This is a genomic window from Cellulomonas fimi, from assembly GCF_028583725.1.
Taxonomy (GTDB): domain Bacteria; phylum Actinomycetota; class Actinomycetes; order Actinomycetales; family Cellulomonadaceae; genus Cellulomonas; species Cellulomonas fimi_B.
In genome coordinates, this window is sequence record NZ_CP110680.1 from 2,608,599 (window position 1) to 2,627,346 (window position 18,748).

At 75.2% G+C, this 18,748-nt stretch carries 19 protein-coding genes and 1 pseudogene; 6 read left to right on the forward strand and 14 right to left on the reverse strand.

Annotated features, from left to right (window positions below; translation table 11 throughout):
• Positions 1-191 precede the first annotated feature (191 nt).
• The 7 genes and pseudogenes from pheT to infC all read right to left on the reverse strand — a co-directional run.
• Positions 192-2,753, reverse strand: coding sequence for a phenylalanine--tRNA ligase subunit beta (pheT, locus tag OOT42_RS11790; protein ID WP_273651404.1), 2,562 nt, complete (start codon positions 2,751-2,753; stop codon positions 192-194).
• Positions 2,753-3,799 (reverse strand): phenylalanine--tRNA ligase subunit alpha, encoded by a 1,047-nt coding sequence (gene pheS, locus OOT42_RS11795; protein ID WP_273651405.1) that lies wholly within the window; start codon positions 3,797-3,799, stop codon positions 2,753-2,755. The genes pheT and pheS overlap by 1 nt, the downstream gene beginning before the upstream one ends.
• A gap of 307 nt (positions 3,800-4,106) precedes the next feature.
• Positions 4,107-4,754 carry an RNA 2',3'-cyclic phosphodiesterase gene (gene thpR / locus OOT42_RS11800; RefSeq protein WP_273651406.1) on the reverse strand — a complete coding sequence of 216 codons (648 nt, stop codon included), beginning with the start codon at positions 4,752-4,754 and terminating at the stop codon, positions 4,107-4,109.
• A 47-nt stretch (positions 4,755-4,801) separates the two neighbouring features.
• A complete protein-coding gene (locus tag OOT42_RS11805) occupies positions 4,802-5,626 on the reverse strand; it encodes a TrmH family RNA methyltransferase (protein WP_273651407.1) in 825 nt (274 codons plus the stop codon).
• A gap of 44 nt (positions 5,627-5,670) precedes the next feature.
• Positions 5,671-6,054 carry a 50S ribosomal protein L20 gene (gene rplT / locus OOT42_RS11810; RefSeq protein WP_273651408.1) on the reverse strand — a complete coding sequence of 128 codons (384 nt, stop codon included), beginning with the start codon at positions 6,052-6,054 and terminating at the stop codon, positions 5,671-5,673.
• Between the two features lie 64 nt (positions 6,055-6,118).
• On the reverse strand, positions 6,119-6,313 hold the full coding sequence (gene rpmI / locus OOT42_RS11815) for a 50S ribosomal protein L35 (RefSeq protein WP_013770804.1): 195 nt from the start codon (positions 6,311-6,313) through the stop codon (positions 6,119-6,121).
• A gap of 461 nt (positions 6,314-6,774) precedes the next feature.
• Positions 6,775-7,404 (reverse strand): annotated as a pseudogene (infC, locus tag OOT42_RS11820) (translation initiation factor IF-3); the annotation flags it as partial.
• Positions 7,405-7,805: 401 nt separating this feature from the next.
• On the opposite strand from infC, the gene OOT42_RS11825 reads away from it, so the two are divergent.
• From OOT42_RS11825 to OOT42_RS11835, 3 genes are all read left to right on the forward strand, one after another.
• Positions 7,806-8,234, forward strand: a complete 429-nt coding sequence (locus OOT42_RS11825; protein WP_273651409.1) for a Fur family transcriptional regulator — start codon at positions 7,806-7,808, stop codon at positions 8,232-8,234.
• A 92-nt stretch (positions 8,235-8,326) separates the two neighbouring features.
• Positions 8,327-9,829 (forward strand): catalase, encoded by a 1,503-nt coding sequence (locus tag OOT42_RS11830; RefSeq protein ID WP_273651410.1) that lies wholly within the window; start codon positions 8,327-8,329, stop codon positions 9,827-9,829.
• Between the two features lie 108 nt (positions 9,830-9,937).
• Positions 9,938-10,333 (forward strand): DUF1844 domain-containing protein, encoded by a 396-nt coding sequence (locus OOT42_RS11835; protein ID WP_273651411.1) that lies wholly within the window; start codon positions 9,938-9,940, stop codon positions 10,331-10,333.
• A gap of 130 nt (positions 10,334-10,463) precedes the next feature.
• On the opposite strand, the gene OOT42_RS11840 is transcribed toward OOT42_RS11835, so the two are convergent.
• On the reverse strand, positions 10,464-11,801 hold the full coding sequence (locus OOT42_RS11840; protein ID WP_273651412.1) for an MFS transporter: 1,338 nt from the start codon (positions 11,799-11,801) through the stop codon (positions 10,464-10,466).
• A 178-nt stretch (positions 11,802-11,979) separates the two neighbouring features.
• Between OOT42_RS11840 and OOT42_RS11845 the strand changes: the two genes are divergently transcribed.
• The 3 genes from OOT42_RS11845 to OOT42_RS11855 are packed head-to-tail and all read left to right on the forward strand — an operon-like array spanning position 11,980 to position 14,036.
• Positions 11,980-12,840 (forward strand): hypothetical protein, encoded by an 861-nt coding sequence (locus OOT42_RS11845; protein ID WP_273651413.1) that lies wholly within the window; start codon positions 11,980-11,982, stop codon positions 12,838-12,840.
• A complete protein-coding gene (locus tag OOT42_RS11850) occupies positions 12,837-13,568 on the forward strand; it encodes a S1C family serine protease (RefSeq protein WP_273651414.1) in 732 nt (243 codons plus the stop codon). Before OOT42_RS11845 ends, OOT42_RS11850 begins: the two co-directional genes overlap by 4 nt.
• Positions 13,569-13,613: 45 nt before the next feature.
• Positions 13,614-14,036 carry a spore germination protein GerW family protein gene (locus OOT42_RS11855; RefSeq protein WP_273651415.1) on the forward strand — a complete coding sequence of 141 codons (423 nt, stop codon included), beginning with the start codon at positions 13,614-13,616 and terminating at the stop codon, positions 14,034-14,036.
• Positions 14,037-14,093: 57 nt separating this feature from the next.
• Here the strand turns inward: OOT42_RS11855 and OOT42_RS11860 are convergent, their stop codons facing one another.
• The 6 genes from OOT42_RS11860 to OOT42_RS11885 form a co-directional block, all read right to left on the reverse strand.
• Positions 14,094-14,828: an SseB family protein gene (locus tag OOT42_RS11860; protein ID WP_273651416.1), complete on the reverse strand. Its 735-nt coding sequence runs from the start codon at positions 14,826-14,828 to the stop codon at positions 14,094-14,096.
• A 6-nt stretch (positions 14,829-14,834) separates the two neighbouring features.
• Positions 14,835-15,575 (reverse strand): bifunctional 1-(5-phosphoribosyl)-5-((5-phosphoribosylamino)methylideneamino)imidazole-4-carboxamide isomerase/phosphoribosylanthranilate isomerase PriA, encoded by a 741-nt coding sequence (gene priA / locus OOT42_RS11865; RefSeq protein WP_273651417.1) that lies wholly within the window; start codon positions 15,573-15,575, stop codon positions 14,835-14,837.
• 44 nt (positions 15,576-15,619) lie between these two features.
• The gene (hisH, locus tag OOT42_RS11870; RefSeq protein ID WP_273651418.1) at positions 15,620-16,267 is read right to left on the reverse strand and encodes an imidazole glycerol phosphate synthase subunit HisH; all 648 of its coding nucleotides are present in this window, start codon (positions 16,265-16,267) and stop codon (positions 15,620-15,622) included.
• A 62-nt stretch (positions 16,268-16,329) separates the two neighbouring features.
• On the reverse strand, positions 16,330-16,977 hold the full coding sequence (locus OOT42_RS11875) for a hypothetical protein (RefSeq protein ID WP_273651419.1): 648 nt from the start codon (positions 16,975-16,977) through the stop codon (positions 16,330-16,332).
• Positions 16,974-17,594, reverse strand: a complete 621-nt coding sequence (hisB, locus tag OOT42_RS11880; RefSeq protein ID WP_273651420.1) for an imidazoleglycerol-phosphate dehydratase HisB — start codon at positions 17,592-17,594, stop codon at positions 16,974-16,976. The genes OOT42_RS11875 and hisB overlap by 4 nt, the downstream gene beginning before the upstream one ends.
• Positions 17,591-18,733 carry a histidinol-phosphate transaminase gene (locus OOT42_RS11885; RefSeq protein ID WP_273651421.1) on the reverse strand — a complete coding sequence of 381 codons (1,143 nt, stop codon included), beginning with the start codon at positions 18,731-18,733 and terminating at the stop codon, positions 17,591-17,593. The genes hisB and OOT42_RS11885 overlap by 4 nt, the downstream gene beginning before the upstream one ends.
• Between the last annotated feature and the right edge of the window lie 15 nt (positions 18,734-18,748).

Here is an 18,748-nt window from a genome sequence, read left to right on the forward strand (position 1 = left end):
GGCGGGCCACCAGCCACCTTCGCCTTTCCGTCCGATTCACGGCAACTACTCGTCGGTAACCGTTTGGTGAACTCGTCCCACGTCCGACGACTTCGTCCGGGTTCAGCCGGGTGCCTGGACCGGCCCCGGAGACGACGACGGCCCCGCGACCGTGGCAGGTCGCGGGGCCGTCGCTGCTGGTCAGCGGGTCGTCAGGCCCGCAGGGTCGCCCCGAACCGGCGCTGCGCCTCGGCGACGACGGCCTCGCGGACGCCCGCCGTCTCCTGAGCCGTCAGTGTCCGGTCGGCCGCGCGGAGCCGCAGCGAGAACGCGAGCGACCGCGTCCCGTCCGGCACCTGGTCACCGACGTACACGTCGAACAGCCGCACGTCCTCCACGACGTCCCCGGCAGGCCCGGCGGCCGCGCCGGTGCGGACGGCGTCGAGCACGTCGGCGGCCGGCACCGTCGCGGGGACGACGAGCGCGACGTCCTCCTTCGCGAGCGGGAACGACGACACCGGGTGCGCCTGCGTCGGCTCGGTGGGCGCGGCCGCGAGCAGCACGTCGAGGTCGAGCTCGAACGCGGACGCCCGCGAAGGCAGCCCGTGCGCCACGACGACGTTCGGGTGCAGCTCGCCGGCGTGCCCGACGAGCGTGCCGTCGGCGAGCGCGATCCGCGCACAACGACCCGGGTGCCAGGGCAGGTGCTCGGCGTCGGCCGTGAGAACGACGTCGACGCCCACGACCTCGGCGACCCGACGGGCCGCCGCGATCGCGTCGGTGTGGTCGGCCCGACGGCCGCTCCCCCACCACCCGGCGGGCTCCGCGGCGCCCGCGAGCACGCCCGCGACGCGACGCGGCTGCGCCGGGACGGCGGCCTCGATCGCGGCGAGGTCGTCGTCGCTCGGGCGCACGCCGCCCGGCAGGCGCGGAGCCGCCGGGGCGTCGGGGGCCGGTCGCGTGACGAGCCCGATCTCGAAGACCGCGAGGTCGCTCTGGCCGCGACCGACGTTGCGGCGCGCCGCGTCCAGCAGCGTCACCAGCAGGTTCGTCCGCAGGTACGGGTGCGACTCCGCGAGCGGGTTGACCAGGCGGGCGGCGCGGCGACGGTCGTCTTCCTCGGGGAGCGCGAGCGCGTCGAGCTGCTCCGTCGACACGAACGGGTACGTCAGCACCTCGACGAAGCCCGCCTCGGCGAGCGCGCGCGCGACCGAGCGGCGCGTCCGCTGACCGTCGGTCAGCCCGCGACCGGCGGGCGCGACCGGCAGCGTCGACGGGATCGCGTCGTAGCCACGCAGGCGCGCGACCTCCTCGACGAGGTCGACCGGCACGAGCAGGTCAGGGCGCCACGACGGCACGCGCACCGCGAGCGCGTCGTCCCCCGCGTCGGACACCACGGCGCCGATCCGGGTCAGCACCGTGCGCACCTCGTCGACCGTGTACGGCACGCCGACCAGGCGACCCGGAAGGTCGACGGGCAGCGTGATCGTCGGCGGCTCGGACGTCCGGTCGACGTCGGTGAGGCCGTCGTCGGGGACGCCACCGCCGTGCTCGACGAGCAGCTCCACGACGCGCGCGACCGCGACCCGCGGCAGCTGCGGGTCGACGCCTCGCTCGAACCGCTTGGCGGCCTCGCTCGACAGCTTGTGCCGCCGCGACGTGCGCGCGACCGACACCGGGTCGAAGTGCGCCGCCTCGATCAGCAGGTCCGTGGTGTCCTCGCCGACCTCGCTGTCCCCGCCGCCCATGACGCCCGCGAGCCCGAGCACGCGTCCGGCGCGCTCCCCGGTGCTGTCGGTGATGAGCAGGTCCTCGGGGTCGAGCGCACGGTCGACGCCGTCGAGCGTGACGAGCCGCTCGCCCGCGCGTGCGCGCCGGACGACGACGGGCGCGGTGACCTTCGCGAGGTCGTATGCGTGCGTCGGCTGCCCGAGGTCGAGCATGACGTAGTTCGTCACGTCGACCGCGAGCCCGAGGGGCCGCATGCCGGCCTGCGTCAGTCGCCGCTGCATCCACTGCGGCGACGGGTCGTTCGCCCGGACGCCGCGCACGACCTGCGCGACGAACCGGTCCGCGCCGGGCACGCCGTGGACCGGCGCGTCGTCCTCGAGCTCGACGGCGACGCCGCCCGACGCGGGCTCGCGCTGCTCCGGCGTCGGCAGCCCGCGGTCGGTGAACGTCGCACCCGTGGCGTGCGCGTACTCGCGGGCGACCCCGCGCATCGAGAACGCGTACCCGCGGTCGGGCGTCACGTTGATCTCGAGCACCTCGTCGCCGAGCCCGAGCAGCTCGCGCGCGTCGGTACCGACGGGAGCGTCGATCCCGAGCGTGGACAGCACGATGATGCCAGCGTGGTCGTCGCCCAGGCCGAGCTCGCGCGCGGAGCAGATCATGCCGTCCGACACGTGGCCGTACGTCTTGCGCGACGCGATCGGGAACGGCCCGGGCAGCACCGCACCGGGCAGCGCGACGACGACCTTGTCGCCCACGTCGAAGTTGTGCGCGCCACACACGATCCCGCGCGGGGACCCGCCGGGCTCGTTGTGCTCCGGGCCCACGTCGACGCGGCACCAGTTGATCGTCTTGCCGTTCTTCTGCGGCTCGGGCGTGCGCTCGACGACCTCGCCCACGACCAGCGGCCCGGTGACGGCGGCCGGGTGGATCGCCTCCTCCTCGAGCCCGACGCGCACGAGGTCGGCGGCGAGCTGCTCGGCGGTGAGGCCGGCGGGCAGGTCGACGTGGTCGGCGAGCCACGTCAGGGGAACGCGGGGCATCAGATCTCCGTCCCGAACTGCGTGGAGAAGCGCACGTCGCCCTCCACCATGTCGTGCATGTCGGCGATGCCGTGGCGCAGCATCAGGGTCCGCTCGATGCCCATGCCGAAGGCGAAGCCCGAGTAGACGTCGGGGTCGACGCCGCACGCCCGCAGGACGTTCGGGTTGACCATGCCGCACCCGCCCCACTCGATCCAGCCGGGCCCGCCCTTCTTCTGCGGGAACCACAGGTCCATCTCGGCGGACGGCTCGGTGAACGGGAAGAACGACGGCCGCAGACGCGTGCGCGCCTCGGGACCGAAGATCGCCTGCGCGAAGTGGTCGAGCGTGCCCTTGAGGTGCGCCATCGTCAGGCCCTTGTCGACCGCGAGGCCCTCGACCTGGTGGAACACGGGCGTGTGCGTCGCGTCGAGCGCGTCCGTGCGGAACACCTTCCCGGGGCACGCGATGTACACCGGCAGGTCCCGCTCGAGCAGCGTCCGGGCCTGCACCGGCGAGGTGTGCGTGCGCAGCACGAGTCCCGACTCCGGCGGGTCGACGAAGAACGTGTCCTGCATCTGCCGCGCCGGGTGGTCGACGCCGAAGTTCAGCGCGTCGAAGTTGAACCACTCCGACTCGAGCTCGGGCCCCTCGGCGATCTCCCAGCCCATCGCGACGAAGATGTCCGCGATGCGCTCCTGCAGCGTCTCCAGCGGGTGCCGCGCACCGCGCGGACGCCGGTCGACGGGGAGCGTCACGTCGACGGTCTCCTCGACGAGCACGCGCGCGTCGCGCTCCGCCTCGAGCTGCGTCTGCCGCTCCGCGAGCGCCTGCTGCAGCCGCCCACGGGCGCTGCCCAGGAGTCGGCCCGCGACGCCCTTCTCGGCGGGCGCGAGGCCGCCGATCGCACGGTTCGCGAGCGCGACGGGGCTGTGCTCGCCGAGGTGCGCGAGGCGTGCGGCCTTGAGCTCGTCGAGGTCGCCGGCCGCCGTGAACGCGGCCAGGGCCGCCTTCACCGCGAGGTCGACGCCCGCCTCGTCGAGCGGGGACAGGGGTGTGTCGGTCATGCGGACCTTCCAGGGGAGAAGCCGGAGCCCGCGTCCGCGCCACGGACGGACGGGCCCTGACCGGGCGCGCGACAGCGCACCGGCCAGCAGGGAAGTCTAGTGGCGCCCGTCCCGGGCCCTCGTGCCCGTCCGCTCGTCGGCGGTCAGGTCACGCGCGCGTCAGCGCAGCCCGAGGACGGGCCGCGGAAATCGGCGACCACCGGCCGCCCGCGCACGTGCTGACATGGGGTTCATCGTGCCACGCACGCCCCGTCCCGCACGACCTCGATCCCGCGTGCCGCGGACAGCTGCCCGCCGCCCGCGTCCGTCACACGAACGCGAACGTCTCGACGACCTCGTACAGCGGCCCGCCGCCCCGCCCGGCCCCCGGCCGCGAGGCGACCAGGCACACCTCGTCGACCGTCCACGACGGCCCCTCGTACACCGCCAGCGCCCGTGCGACGCCGCGTGCCACGTCCTGGTCCGTGACCGCGACGTCGGCGCCGGGCTCGCCCGGGCCACGACCCCGTGCCGGCCGCGACGACCCGCGCCGCGGCGGTCGGGCGCCGGGGCGGATCCGGGCGACGGTCAGGTGGGGCCGCTCACGCGGTCGTCGGTCCGGCGCGGCTCCCGCCTCGACGCCCGCGTCGACGCACGCGGCGCTGAGCCGCCGTTGCGCCTCGACGTCACCCCCGACGCCCACCCACATCGTGCGGTGCGAGAACACGCCGGCGCCGCGCAGGGTCAGCGTGAACGGCTCGCGGTCGTGGGCGACGCCCGCCAGGTCCGCGGTGAGCCCCGGGACGGCACCGTCCGGCAGCTCGCCGTAGAAGGCGACCGTGAGGTGCCACGTCTCGCGTGCCGACCACCGCACCGCGGCCGAGCCTCCCGCGGGGCCGCCGCGCACGGTCGCGAGCGCGAGGTCGAGGTGGTCGAGGACGTCGTCGGGGGGCCACACGGCGGCGAACAACCTCATGCACCCACCCTGCCAGGCCGGACGGTCCGCGCGGCGGCGGTCAGCGCTCAGCGCTGCGCGCGGGCGCTCGCGTAGAGGCAGACCGTGGCGGCGGTCGCGAGGTTGAGCGACTCGGCGCGACCGCGGATGGGCACGCGCACGACGGCGTCGGCGAGCGCGCGGTCCTCGTCGCGCAAGCCCCACGCCTCGTTGCCGAACACCCACGCGGTGGGCGCGGCCAGGTCGGGCACACCGGCGGGCGCGTTCCCGGCGACGTCCAGCAGGTCGTCGATGTCGTGCTCGCCCGTGCCGTCGGCCGCGAGGACGGTCACGCCGCGCTCGCGCAGCGCCGCGACGGCCGTCACGAGGTCGGCTCCGGTCGCGACGGGCAGGTGGAACAGCGACCCGGCGGTCGAGCGCACCACCTTCGGGTTGTGCAGGTCGACGCTCTCGCGCGTGAGGACGACGGCGTCGGTGCCCGCGGCGTCGGCGGCGCGCACCACGGTCCCGGCGTTCCCCGGGTCGCGGACGTGCGCCAGGAGCGCGACGAGCCGCGGCCGGCTCGCGAGCACGTCGTCGAGGCCGACGTCGACCTGGTCGGCGACCGCCACGACGCCCTGCGCGTCGGCGCTCATCGCGTCGAGCACCTCCGGGGAGCCCGTGCGGGCCGCGATCCCCCGACCGGCCGCGGCCACGACGATCTCGCGGTACCGCTCGGCGGCCGCGTCCGTGACGTACAGGTCGTGCACGCGCACGTGGTCGGCACGCACGGCCTCGCGGACGGCCTGCGGCCCCTCGACGAGGAACCGGCCCGACCGCGAACGCGCCGGACGCCCGGCCAGCGCCCGCACTGCCTTCACCCGCTCGGCGCGGGGATTGGTCAGCTCGGGCATCGGCCGGGCGTCCGGGGAGGTGCTGTGCTGCTGCGAGGCAGTCGTCACGCAGCCGACGGCGCGTTGACGTCGGCGGGCAGTGCGTCCTTGGCGACCTGGACGAGGGCGTTGAACGCCGCCGCGTCGTTGACCGCGAGGTCCGCGAGGACACGACGGTCGACCTCGACACCCGCGAGCTTGAGGCCCTGGATGAGGCGGTTGTACGTCAGGCCCTGCTCGCGCGACGCCGCGTTGATGCGCTGGATCCACAGCTTGCGGAAGTCCGCCTTGCGGACCTTGCGGTCGCGGTAGGCGTAGACGAGGGAGTGGGTGACCTGCTCCTTCGCCTTGCGGTACAGCCGCGAGCGCTGGCCGCGGTAACCGCTGGCGCGCTCCAGGGTCGAACGACGCTTCTTCTGGGCGTTGACCGCCCGCTTCACGCGTGCCACGTGATGCTCCTTGCTTGTCTAGGGCTCGAGTGCCCCGGGGTCGCTCGTCGCGTCCCCGGACGGGTCACTTGCCGAGCAGCTTCTTGATCTTCGGGGTGTCAGCGGCGGAGACGACGACGTCGCCGGCGATGCGGCGGGTGCGACGGCTCGACTTGTGCTCGAGGAGGTGACGGCCGTTGGCCTGCTCACGCATGACCTTGCCGCTGCCGGTGATCCGGAAGCGCTTCTTGGCACCGGAGTGCGTCTTGTTCTTCGGCATGGCTGCCGTGTCTCCTTGTCCATCTCATCGCGCGCGGATCGTGCGCGACTCGTCGTCGTGCGGCTCGGCGGGGAACCGGGCCGGCGTGATCAGGTCGGTCAGCCGGACTGTCCGGGGGCCTGCGGCCGGGGCCGCGGGGCCGGGCGAGGTGCCGGCGGCTTGGGGGTGGCCGACGCGGGCGCCGGCCGGGGTGCTGCGGGCCGAGCCGCGGGAGCCGGTGCGGCCTGCGCCGCGCGAGCGGGCGCGGGACGCGGGGCCGGCGGCCGGGGAGAGGCCGGACGCGGCGTGGCCGGGCGAGGCGTCGACGACGTCTCGGCCGGGGCCGCGGGAGCAGCGGGCGCCGGAGCCGCGGCGGCCGGAGCCGGAGCAGCGGCCCGAGCCGGAGCGGCGGCCGGAGCAGCGGCAGGTGCCGGGGTTGCGGCAGGTGCCGGGGAAGCGGCAGGTGCCGGGGCTGCGGCGGGTGCCGGTGCAGCAGCGGCCGGGGCCGGCGCCGCAGGCGCCTCGGCGGGCGCCCCGTCCTCGGCCTCGGCGGCGCGCGCAGCGGCCTGCGCCGCACGACGCTGCTCCTGCTTCTGGTCCGCCTTCTTCTTGGTCGGGCCGAGGACCATGATCATGTTGCGCCCGTCCTGCTTGGGCGAGCTCTCGACGAAGCCGAGATCGGCGACGTCGTCGGCGAGGCGCTGCAGCAGGCGGATGCCCATCTCCGGGCGCGACTGCTCGCGACCGCGGAACATGATCATGACCTTGACCTTGTCCCCCGCCTTGAGGAACCGCTCGACGTGGCCCTTCTTGGTGCCGTAGTCGTGCGGGTCGATCTTCAGGCGGAAGCGGATCTCCTTGAGGACCGTGTTGGTCTGGTTGCGCCGGGCCTCGCGGGCCTTCATGTCTGCTTCGTACTTGAACTTGCCGTAGTCCATGATCTTGCAGACGGGCGGGCGGGCGTCCGGGGCGACCTCGACGAGGTCGAGGTCGGCGTCCTGGGCCAGGCGCAGTGCGTCTTCCACGCGGACGATGCCGACCTGCTCGCCGTTGGGGCCGACCAGGCGGACCTCGGCGACGCGGATCCGATCGTTGATGCGGGGCTCGCTGATGTGTGCTCCTCAGGTTCGTCGTGGCGGACCGTCAGGAACGAGGAAGGCCCCCGTCCTGAGCACAGGAGGAGGCCTCGTACAGCTCCGCCCCGCGCACGACCGTGCGGTCGCCGCGAGTCGCGCCGAACGGCAGAGCCGTCGACGTGCGGACTGGTGACCCGGTCCCTGTCGCCGGTCGAGCCGGTCGGTCGAGACCCAGGTGGGAGGTTCTCCACTTGTGCCCCTGGACCGCCGGTCGCCGTCCCGTGAGGGTCGAGTCGCGCGCGGTCGCAGGTCAGTCGTGGACAAGGTTACCAGACGACGGTGCACCCCTCGTCCGAGAGGCGCCCGCCGTCGGGTCCCACGATCTGGAACCGTTCCGATACTTGAATGATTCCAGATTCGATGGTTGGGTGGAGGACGTGGACGACACCGCACTCCTGCGCGACCACGGCCTGCGCGTCACGAGCCCGCGTCTGGCCGTGCTCGACGCGCTGCGCCGCAGCCCGCACGCCGACGCGGACACCGTGCTGCGGCTCGTGCGCGCCGGCGTCCCGTCGGTGTCCGTGCAGGCCGTCTACGACGTGCTCGGTGCGCTCACGACCGCCGGGATCGTCCGGCGCATCGAGCCCGCGGGCCACCCTGCACGCTACGAGCGGCGCGTCGGCGACAACCACCACCACGTCGTGTGCCGGTCGTGCGGTGCCGTCGACGACGTCGACTGCGTCACCGGCCACGCACCCTGCCTGATCCCCTCCTCCACGTCCGGCTTCGCGGTCGAGACGGCGGAGGTCACGTTCTGGGGCCTGTGCCCCACCTGCGCGGCGGCCGCGGCCACCGCCGACGACTGACCGGCCGCCCGGTGACCGCCGGGCACGCCGGCCCTGACGGGCACCCGGTACCCGGGTCGCCCGTCGCACCACCCACCCTGGAGAGGACACCCATGTCTCACGTGCCCCCGACGACGACGAACAGCGGCGCCCCCGTCGCCTCCGACGCGCACTCCCTCGCCGTCGGCGCCGACGGCCCGATCGTCCTGCACGACCACTACCTCGTCGAGAAGCTCGCGCAGTTCAACCGCGAGCGCGTCCCCGAGCGCGTGGTGCACGCCAAGGGCGGCGGTGCGTTCGGCACGTTCACGACCACGGGCGACGTCTCCGCCTACACCCGCGCGGCGCTGTTCCAGCCGGGCGTGCAGACCGAGATGCTCGCGCGCTTCTCGTCGGTCGCCGGCGAGAACGGCTCGCCCGACACGTGGCGCGACCCGCGCGGGTTCGCGCTGAAGTTCTACACGACCGAGGGCAACTACGACCTCGTCGGCAACAACACCCCGGTGTTCTTCCTGCGCGACGGCATCAAGTTCCCCGACTTCATCCGCTCGCAGAAGCGCCTGCCCGGCTCGCACCTGCGCGACAACGACATGCAGTGGGACTTCTGGACGCTGTCGCCCGAGTCGGCGCACCAGGTCACGTGGCTCATGGGTGACCGCGGCCTGCCGTCGTCGTGGCGGCACATGGACGGCTTCGGCTCGCACACGTACCAGTGGGTCAACGCGGCGGGCGAGCGCTTCTGGGTGAAGTACCACTTCAAGACCCAGCAGGGCATCGACAACCTCACCGCGGACGAGGCGGCACAGCTCGCCGGGTCCGACGCCGACCACCACATCCGCGACCTGTTCGGCCACATCGAGGCCGGCGACTTCCCGCGCTGGACCCTGTCGGTCCAGGTCATGCCGTACGAGGACGCGAAGACCTACCGCTTCAACCCGTTCGACCTGACGAAGGTGTGGCCGCACGCGGACTACCCGCTGATCGAGGTCGGCGTCATGGAGCTCAACCGCAACCCCGAGAACTACTTCGCGCAGATCGAGCAGGCGACGTTCGCGCCGTCGAACTTCGTCCCCGGCATCGGTGCCAGCCCCGACAAGATGCTGCTCGCGCGGATCTTCTCCTACGCGGACGCGCACCGGTACCGCGTGGGCACCAACCACGCGCAGCTGCCCGTCAACGCGCCGCACGCCGAGGTCCACTCGTACTCCAAGGACGGCCAGGGCCGGATCGCGTTCCCCGCGCCCGACGTCCCGGTCTACGCCCCGAACTCGGTGGGCGGCCCCGCGGCCGACCCGGCGCGGGCGGGCGAGTCCGGCGGCTGGGAGTCCGACGGCGCGATGGTCCGCGCGGCCGCGACGCTGCACGCCGAGGACGACGACTTCGGCCAGGCCGGCACGCTCTACCGCGAGGTGTTCGACGACGCCGCGCGCGCCCGGTTCCTCGACACCATCACCGGTCACGTCGGCGGGGTGCGCCGTGAGGACATCCGCGAGCGGGCGATCCAGTACTGGACCCAGGTCGACGCGGGCCTGGGCGCCCAGCTCCGCGCCGCTCTCACCGGCACCGCGCCGGTCGAGACCGGCGAGCCGGCGACCGCGAGCGTCCCGGTCGCCTGACCGGCACGCCCGACACGACGAGGCCCCGTCCTGCCGCCCGGCGGGACGGGGCCTCGTCACGTCGGCGCACGGTCGGGGGCACGCACGCCGGGTGAGAGGATCGGGACCATGACCGACTCCCCCACCGCCGACGCCCCCGACGACGCCGACCGCGCGGACGGCGCCGTGACCGGCGCGACGCGCGACATCGCGGACGTCGCGGCCGTCGAGGTCATCACGACCGCCGCGGTGCACCTCATGAGCGCCGCCGCCGTGAAGTGCGGGCTCGCCGAGGACGGCCCCGACGGCGCCGGGGCCGAGTACCTCGACCTCGACGAGGCGCGCAAGCTCATCACGGCCCTCGCGGCGCTCGTGACGGCCGCGGCGCCCGACATCGGCAACCAGCACGCGCGGTCGCTGCGCGACGGTCTGCGGACCCTGCAGCTCGCGTTCCGTGAGGCGTCCGTCATCCCCGACGCGCCCGGCGAGGGTCCCGGCGAGAAGTTCACCGGCTCGGTCGTCTGACGGCGGTCGTCCGACCGCGGGAGTCGGGCGGCCACCCGGGCGACACCGCGACACAGCCTCGCACGGGCCACCGAGGCGACCGGGCTGTGTCGACCGCCTGCGCACGACGGTCCCGGGTCAGACCCCGACGTCAGACGGCCGCCGGGTCCTTGGCGGCCACGCCCTCGGTCGCGAGCGTCCCACGCGGGGCCACGAGCGCGGGCTCGGCGTCGGCCGGGTCGCCCGTCCGCGACGCCGGCATTTCGGCGCCGTCGCCCGCAGGCTGCACGAGGCCGTCCGCCGGGCCACCGCGACGGGACGCGGCGACCCGCAGGACCACGAGGCCGCCGACCGCGACCGACCCGCCGACGGCCGCGGCCGTCAGGAACCCGTGACCGGGCGTGCCGTGGTCGATCACCCAGCCGCACAGCGGTGCGCCGAGCGCGTTGCCGACGGTCGACATCGTGCCGCTCCAGCCCATGACCTCGCCGCGGCGGTGCTCCGGCACGAGCCGCACGAGCGTCGCGTTGATCGACGACAGCGCGGGCGCGCACGGGAGCCCGGCGAGCACCACCGCGAGCGCCAGCCACACGGGGACGGGCGCGAAGGCGGCGGGCACGGTCGCGAGCGCGAGGATCGCGACGAGCGCGAGCGGCGACGGCGAGCGGTGCCGGGCGCCGTGCACCAGGCCGCCGACGACCGAGCCGCCCGCCCAGAGGGCGATCATCCAGCCGACGTCGGCCGCCCGCCCCTCGTCGTTGAGCGCCGCGACCAGCGACACGTCGGTGCCGATGAGGACGAACGACGCCGCGAGCGCGGCGAGCAGCACGACGACGAGGTCGGGCCCGAGCACGCGGGCGCGCGCACCGCCGACCGCCGGCGCGGCGTCGAGCGGGGTCGCCGAGCGCGTCGGCGGGTTCGCCCAGAACAGCAGGACGCCGGCGAGCACCGTGGTGCTGCCGACGACGGTCAGCGCCACGGACGTCGACACCTGGGTCGCGAGCACGACGCCCAGCACCGGCGCGAGCATGAAGGTCACCTCGACGGCGACCGAGTCGAGCGCGAACGCCGACCGCTGCTGCGCGAGCGGGACGATGACGGACAGCGACTGCCGCGTCACGGAGAAGACCGGGACGAGGAACAGTCCCGCGACTGCGGCGGCGACGACGAGCGCCTCGTAGGACAGGTGCGGCGCGACGACCCACACCGCCGACTCGACGACGATCGACGGCGCGATCGCGCGGCGCAGTCCGAGCCTGTCGACGAGCCGCCCGCGCCAGGGGGCGCCGATCGCCATCCCCACGGTCATCGCGCCGGCGACGAGCCCCGCCTGCGCGTAGCCGCGGTCGAGCGCCGTCACGACGTGCAGCGTGAGGACGACGCCGGTCATGGCGTGCGGGATGCGGGCGACGAACGACACGGCGAACAGCCGCCCCACCCCCGGGAGGCGCAGCAGGGCGCCGTAGGGGAAGCGGGACACGGGGTCCATTGTCGCCCGGGGCGAACGGTGCTCCGACCGAATATCAGGCGCCGGGCGAGCGGGCGGGGCACGGGGACGACCGCCTCGACCGCTCGCGTCCGGACGGACCGGACGAACCCCCGCGACCGGCGCCGGCTCACCCGGAACGGTCGATCCCCGCGTCCCGGGGCGCTCGTATCCTGGGGCGATGCCGACCGACAACGCCCCCGCCGGCTGGCCCGAGACCCCACGAGCGGGCGCCGGCGCGCCGGGCCCGTCCGACGCACCGGCGGTCCCGCCCGCGACGGCCGCGCCGACCGCTCCCCTGCCGCCCGCGACGGCCGCGCCGACCGCTCCCCTGCCGCCCGTGCGTGCCGACGAGGCGCCGGCCCCGCGGCCCACCCCCGGGTCGGCCGCCGCGGGCGCACCGGCCGCGCCGCCACCGCCCGCACCGCCACCGCCCGCACCGTGGAACCCGACCGCGCCGCAGGTCGTGCCGCCGGTCGTGCCGCCGCCCCCGGTCACGGGGACCGGTGCGGTCGCACCCGGCGCACCCGCGCGCCGTCGCGGCGTCGTCGCGCTCACGATCGCGCTCGTGGCGGTCGTCGTCGTGGCCGCGGTCCTCGCCGTCTACCTGATCCGCACGACGACCGCGTGGCAGCGGACGGCGTCGCAGTGGGAGGACCTCGCGCGCACGCACGGCACCGAGCTGGCGCAGGCGCAGACCGACCTCGAGGCCGCGCAGGCGGAGCTCACCGACACCCAGACGCAGCTCGCCACCGCGCAGCAGCGCATCACCGAGCTCGCCGACGAGAAGGCCCGGCTCGGGGACACGAGCGCGTCGCAGCAGCAGCTCGCCGACTACCAGGCCCGCGTCTCACAGGCCGCTGGCCAGGTCGCGACGGCGCTCGCGAACTGCATCGACGGCCAGCAGCGGCTCATCGGGTACCTGCGCGAGGCGGACCAGTACGACCCCGCGGACCTCCAGCGCTTCGCCGACGACGTCGACCGCGTGTGCGGTGCGGCGACCGACGCCAACGCGGCCCTGCAGCGCGAGCTCGACCGGTGACGCGCCCTGGTCTGCGAGCGGTCGTCGGCCTCGCGCTCGCGGCGTCGGTCGGCGGGTGCGCCGTCCTGCCGGCGATGCCCGCGCCGGTGCCGACGAGCGTCGTCCCGAGCCGCGCGCCCGCGCCCGCGCCGACCTCCTCAGGCAACCTGTCGCCCGACGGGTTCGACTCCGCGCAGCGCATGGCCGTACGCATCCGCAACATCGGGTGCGGCTCCGTGTCGACGGGCTCGGGCTTCGCGATCGACGCGAACACGCTGGTGACGAACCGGCACGTGGTCGAGGACTCGTCCGCGCTGCAGCTGAGCACCTACGACGGGCGCGACGTCGGTGCGACGGCGGCCAGCACGGCGGGCCTCGCCGATCTCGCGATCGTCCGGACCGCGGAACCGCTGCCGGCCGCGCCCGAGCTCGCCGACGCCGACCCCGCGACCGGCGACGCCGTGACCGTCGTCGGGTACCCGCTCGGGCAGCGGCTGACCATCACGACCGGCACGGTGCTCGGCGCCACGACCGACCCCCTCAACGTCAACCTCGGCGAGGTCCTGGTGACGGACGCCCCCGTCGAGCCGGGCAGCTCGGGCTCCGCGGTCCTCGACGAGGACGGCCGCGTCGTCGGTGTCGTCTACGCGAAGGACGCCGAGGGCCACAGCTTCGTGGTGCCCGTGAGCACCCTGCGCGCCATGCTGGACGACGAGTCGGCCTTCGCGGCCGCACCCACCTGCACCTGATCCGCTCGACCTGCCCTGACCGACCGAGAACGCACGGAGGACCGGATGTCCGACGCACCTCGTTTCGACCCGACGCAGCTCGCCGGTGCCGCCAACGACAACCTCACCGTCCGCCGGGTCTTCGGCGAGGCGTACGAGCGCGACGGCACGCTCGTCATCCCCGTGGCCCGGGTCTCGGGTGCGGTCGGTCTCGGTGCCGGTGACGGCGAGGGCGACCTGCCGTCGGCGCCGGCGTTCGGGCGCCGCACGGGCGACCCGGAGCCGCACCACGGGCACGGGGGCGGGCACGGCGGGGGCGGCGGGTACGCCGCGCACGTCAAGGCCGTCGGGGTGTTCGTCGTCGACCAGTCGGGCGTGCAGTGGCGGCCGACGCTCGACCTGAACCGGGTGATCCTCGGCGGCCAGCTCGTCGCGGCCACCGCGGTGACGGTCTTCGCGTTCGCCTGGGCGCTGCGCCGCCGGCACTGACCCCGCCGGGCTCCCCCGGCGCGCGGTGCGCCCGGTGGGCCGCGCCGTGTCGGCGGGTCAGCCCGCCGCGCGGGCGCGCAGCTCGAGCGAGTCGACGCGCGACGTCACGGTGTCGTCCGCGGCCAGCGCCGCGTTGACCTGCGCGAGCACGGCGTCGAGGCGTGCCCGGTCGAGCCCCGGGACGAGTCCCAGGACCACCGCGACCTCGGCCCGCCGTCCGGGCACGGGTGTGACCTCGACGACGTCGCCGACCGGGGCGAGCGCCCGGCGCACGGCGTCGGCGACCTCGCCGTCGACCGCGCCGTCCACCACGGCGGGCCGCCACGGCTGCCCCTGCGCGAGCGCCCACACCGCGGTACGAGGCACCAGGACCGTGACCGGTCCGCCCGCGTCGACGACGAGCACCTCCCAGCCCTCGTCGACCGCCGACAGGGCCGCGCGCGCCACGTCGGTCGGCACGGGTCGCGCGTCGGCACGCCACGCCGCCATCGCCGCGACGCTCGTGAACACCGGCAGGGCCGTGCGGCCGTCCGGGGTGCGCAGCGCCACGATCCCCGCGGACGCCTCCTTGTCGACCGTGTGCGCGTGGCCGTCGTGCACCACGACGTCGGCTGCCTCGAGCTCCGCGAGCACCGGCACCAGCACGCGCGTGCCCGCGAGCGCGTCGACCACACCGGCGACCGTCCCGTCGCCCCGGCCGTACGCGGAGAGCGCCGACGCGACCCGCGGGTCGGCGGACCCGTCGTCACCCGCGAACGGCGACGACGGCGGCAGCGCGCGGCCGGTGCTCACGGGGTGTCAGGGACGGCCGGCGACGTCGAGCGCCTCCGGCAGCGTGAACGCGCCGGCGTAGAGCGCCTTGCCGACGATCGCGCCCTCGACGCCGACGGGGACGAGCTCGCGCAGCACGCGCAGGTCGTCGAGGCTCGACACGCCGCCGGACGCCACGACGGGCGCGTCGGTGCGCGCGCACACCTCGCGCAGCAGGTCGACGTTCGGGCCGCGCAGCGTGCCGTCCTTGGTCACGTCGGTCACGACGTAGCGGGCGCAGCCGGCGGCGTCGAGGCGCGCGAGCACCTCCCACAGGTCGCCGCCTTCCTGCGTCCACCCGCGCGCGGCGAGCGTCGTGCCGCGCACGTCGAGGCCGACGGCGATCTGGTCCCCGTGCTCGGCGATGACGCGCGCCGTCCACTCCGGGTCCTCGAGCGCGGCCGTGCCGAGGTTGACGCGCGTCGCGCCGGTCCCGAGCGCGCGCGCGAGCGACGCGTCGTCGCGGATCCCGCCCGACAGCTCGATCTTCACGCCCTTGCCGGACAGGTCCTGGGTGACCTCGGCGAGCAGGTCGGCGTTCGAGCCGCGCCCGAACGCGGCGTCGAGGTCGACGAGGTGGATCCACTCGGCACCGCCGGTGTGCCAGTCCAGCGCCGCGGCGAGCGGGTCGCCGTAGCCGGTCTCGGAGCCGGCCTCCCCCTGGACGAGGCGGACGGCCTGGCCGTCGGCGACGTCGACGGCGGGCAGCAGCTCGAGGCGGTCGGTCATGGGTGTCCTCCGGGAGGTGGTGCGGTGTTCGGTGCCGGTCGGGGTCAGCGCAGGGAGTCGACCCAGTGGGTCAGCAGCTGTGCGCCCGCGTCGCCGGACTTCTCGGGGTGGAACTGGGTCGCGGCGAGAGGGCCGTTCTCGACCGCCGCGACGAACCGGTCGCCGTGCGTGGCCCACGTGACGAGCGGTGCGCTGAACGGCGTGGCGCTCTGCTCCTCGTCGGTCAGCGGGAACGACCGCGCCGCGTACGAGTGCACGAAGTAGAAACGCTCGTCCTCGAGCCCGTGGAACAGCGTGCTGCCCGCGGGGGGCTCGACCGTCGCCCAGCCCATGTGCGGCACGACGTCGGCCTCGAGTCGGTCGACGACGCCCGGCCACTCGCCGAGCCCGTCGGTGCGGTCGCCGTGCTCGACGCCCTCCGCGAACATGACCTGCATCCCGACGCAGATGCCCAGCACAGGGCGGCCTCCGGCGAGGCGGCGGTCGACGACCTGGTCGCCGCCCACGGCACGCAGCCCGCCCATGACGGCGGCGAAGGCGCCGACGCCCGGCACGACGAGCCCGTCGGCCTCCGTCGCGGCGTGCTTGTCTGCCGTCAGCTCGACCTGGGCGCCGACGCGCTCGAGCGCGCGCACCGCGGAGCGGACGTTGCCGAAGCCGTAGTCGAGCACGACGACGCGGGGGGTGGACACCGCGTCAGGGTACCCGGCACGCGTGCACGACGCGGGTCGCGGTCGCGCGACGAGACGGCCCCTCAGCGGCCCTTGCGGCCCGCCGCGAGCGCGCGCATCGCCTGCCACCGGGACATGCCGACGCTCGACACGACGCCGGGGACGTCGGCCGCGGCCGCGTCACCGAGCAGCAGGTCCTCGAGCACCGACGGGGCGTCGGACAGCACGAGCCCGGGCGGCAGGTCCGCGACCCGCTCCCCACCGGTCCACCGGCCCGCCGAGATCTGGCCCTCGCGCCGTTCGAGGAGGATGACCGGCAGCGTCCGCAGGAAGCGGGAGATCGCCTCCGCGCCGGCCGGGCCGCTCGCCGGGTCGCGCAGCACCGCGATCGCACCGACCGACGACGGGACCGCGTCGACGTCGACCTTCGCGAGCGCGCACGCGGCGGCGAGCGGCGCCGCGGCCGCGACCTGCGTCACGACGAGCGCGACCGAGGGCTGCTCGGTGCCGCCGTCCGTCAGCGACGACAGGTCGTCCGGGACGACGGGGGTGTCGGTCGAGGCAGCGGTGTCCGGCCGGGCCGGCGGCTGCTCGGCCGGACCGTCGAGCAGGGACGACGCGTCGTCGGGGACCGCCGCTTCCGTCGTGCCGTCGAGGAGCGACGACAGGTCGTCCGGCACCACGACGTCGTCCGGCTCGTCGGGCGTCCGCCCGGTCGGCTGGTCGGTCACAGCGCGCCCTTCGTCGACGGGATGCCGTCCACCCGGGGGTCGAGCGCCACGGCGAACCGCAACGCACGCGCGAGCGCCTTGAACTGCGCCTCCACGATGTGGTGCGGGTCGCGGCCCGCGAGCACGCGGACGTGGATGCTGAACGCCGCGTGGTGCGCGATCGACTCCAGGACGTGCCGCGTCAGCGAGCCCGTGAAGTGACCGCCGATCAGGTGGTACTCCTGCCCCGCGGGCTCGCCCGAGTGCACGAGGTACGGGCGGCCGGACACGTCGACGACGGCCTGCGCGAGCGCCTCGTCGAGCGGGACGGTCGCGTCGCCGTACCGGGAGATGCCGCGCTTGTCGCCGAGCGCCTGCCGGAGCGCCTCGCCGAGCGTGATCGCGACGTCCTCGACCGTGTGGTGCGCGTCGATGTGCGTGTCGCCCGTCGCGCGGACGGTGAGGTCGATGAGCGAGTGCTTGCCGAGCGCGGTGAGCATGTGGTCGTAGAACGGCACCGTCGTCGAGATGTCGGTCCGGCCGGTGCCGTCGAGGTCGAGCTCGACGACGACGCTCGACTCGCTCGTCGTGCGCTCGACCCGCGCCGTGCGCGGGGCCGCGGTCGTGCCAGTGCTCACCGGTCCTCCTCGCTGCCGGTCGCGGCCAGTCCCGCGACCTGCGTCAGGGCGTCCTTGAACGCCGCCGTCTCCTGCGGTGTGCCGACCGACACCCGCAGCCACCCCGGCGGCCCGACCTCACGGATGAGGACGCCGCGGTCGAGCAGACCCTGCCAGACGGCCCGCCGGTCGTCGAACGTGCCGAACAGGACGAAGTTGGCGTCGGAGTCCGCGACGCGCAGCCCGCGCGCCCGCAGCCACCCGACCAGCGCGTCGCGCTCGTCGCGCAGCGACCCGACCTGGGCCATGAGCGCCGGCGCGTGGCGCAGCGCCGCCCGGGCGACCGCCTGCGTCACCGCCGACAGGTGGTACGGGAGCCGCACGACGCGCAGCGCGTCGACGAGCGTCGTGGACGCCGTCAGGTAGCCGACGCGCGCGCCCGCGAGGCCGAACGCCTTGGACATGGTCCGGCTCACGGCCAGGTGCGGGTGGTCGGCGAGCAGCTCGAGCGCCGACGGCGTGCCGCGGCGACGGAACTCGCCGTACGCCTCGTCGACGACGACGACGCACCCGCCGGGCACGCGGGCGGCGGCGTCGAGCACCGCGCGCACCGTGGCGGCCGGCAGTGCGGTCCCGGTGGGGTTGTTGGGGCTGGCCAGCAGCACGACCGACGGCGCGTGCTGCTCGATCGCGGCACGCGCGGCGTCGGGGTCGAGACTGAAGTCCTCCGCGCGGCGGCCCTCGACCCACGCGGTCGACGTGTCCCGCGCGTACTCCGGGTACATCGAGTACGTGGGCGCGAACGACAGGGCCGTGCGCCCCGGACCGCCGAACGCCTGCAGGACGTGCAGCATGATCTCGTTCGACCCGTTGGCCGCCCACACCTGCTCGGGGGCCACGCGGACGCCGGACTCGACCGCGAGGTAGTCCGCGAGGTCCGCGCGCAGCGCCGCGAAGTCGCGGTCCGGGTAGCGGTTGAGGGTGCGCGTCGCCTCGGCCACCGAGCGGGCGACGTCCTCGACCACCGCGTCCGACGGCGCGTACGGGTTCTCGTTGACGTTGAGCAGCACGGGCACGTCGAGCTGGGGCGCGCCGTACGGCTCCAGCCCGGCGAGCTCGGGTCGCAGCGGCAGCGCGGGACGAGCGAGGTCGGCGGTCACGCCACCGATTCTAGG

Bases quoted from the DNA above. Each gene is read 5' to 3' on its own strand.
- pheT (WP_273651404.1), bottom strand. From the start codon at position 2,753: ATGCCCCGCGTTCCCCTGACGTGGCTCGCCGACCACGTCGACCTGCCC.
- pheS (WP_273651405.1), bottom strand. From the start codon at position 3,799: ATGACCGACACACCCCTGTCCCCGCTCGACGAGGCGGGCGTCGACCTC.
- thpR (WP_273651406.1), bottom strand. From the start codon at position 4,754: ATGAGGTTGTTCGCCGCCGTGTGGCCCCCCGACGACGTCCTCGACCAC.
- OOT42_RS11805 (WP_273651407.1), bottom strand. From the start codon at position 5,626: ATGCCCGAGCTGACCAATCCCCGCGCCGAGCGGGTGAAGGCAGTGCGG.
- rpmI (WP_013770804.1), bottom strand. From the start codon at position 6,313: ATGCCGAAGAACAAGACGCACTCCGGTGCCAAGAAGCGCTTCCGGATC.
- OOT42_RS11830 (WP_273651410.1), top strand. From the start codon at position 8,327: ATGTCTCACGTGCCCCCGACGACGACGAACAGCGGCGCCCCCGTCGCC.
- OOT42_RS11835 (WP_273651411.1), top strand. From the start codon at position 9,938: ATGACCGACTCCCCCACCGCCGACGCCCCCGACGACGCCGACCGCGCG.
- OOT42_RS11840 (WP_273651412.1), bottom strand. From the start codon at position 11,801: ATGGACCCCGTGTCCCGCTTCCCCTACGGCGCCCTGCTGCGCCTCCCG.
- OOT42_RS11845 (WP_273651413.1), top strand. From the start codon at position 11,980: ATGCCGACCGACAACGCCCCCGCCGGCTGGCCCGAGACCCCACGAGCG.
- OOT42_RS11855 (WP_273651415.1), top strand. From the start codon at position 13,614: ATGTCCGACGCACCTCGTTTCGACCCGACGCAGCTCGCCGGTGCCGCC.
- priA (WP_273651417.1), bottom strand. From the start codon at position 15,575: ATGACCGACCGCCTCGAGCTGCTGCCCGCCGTCGACGTCGCCGACGGC.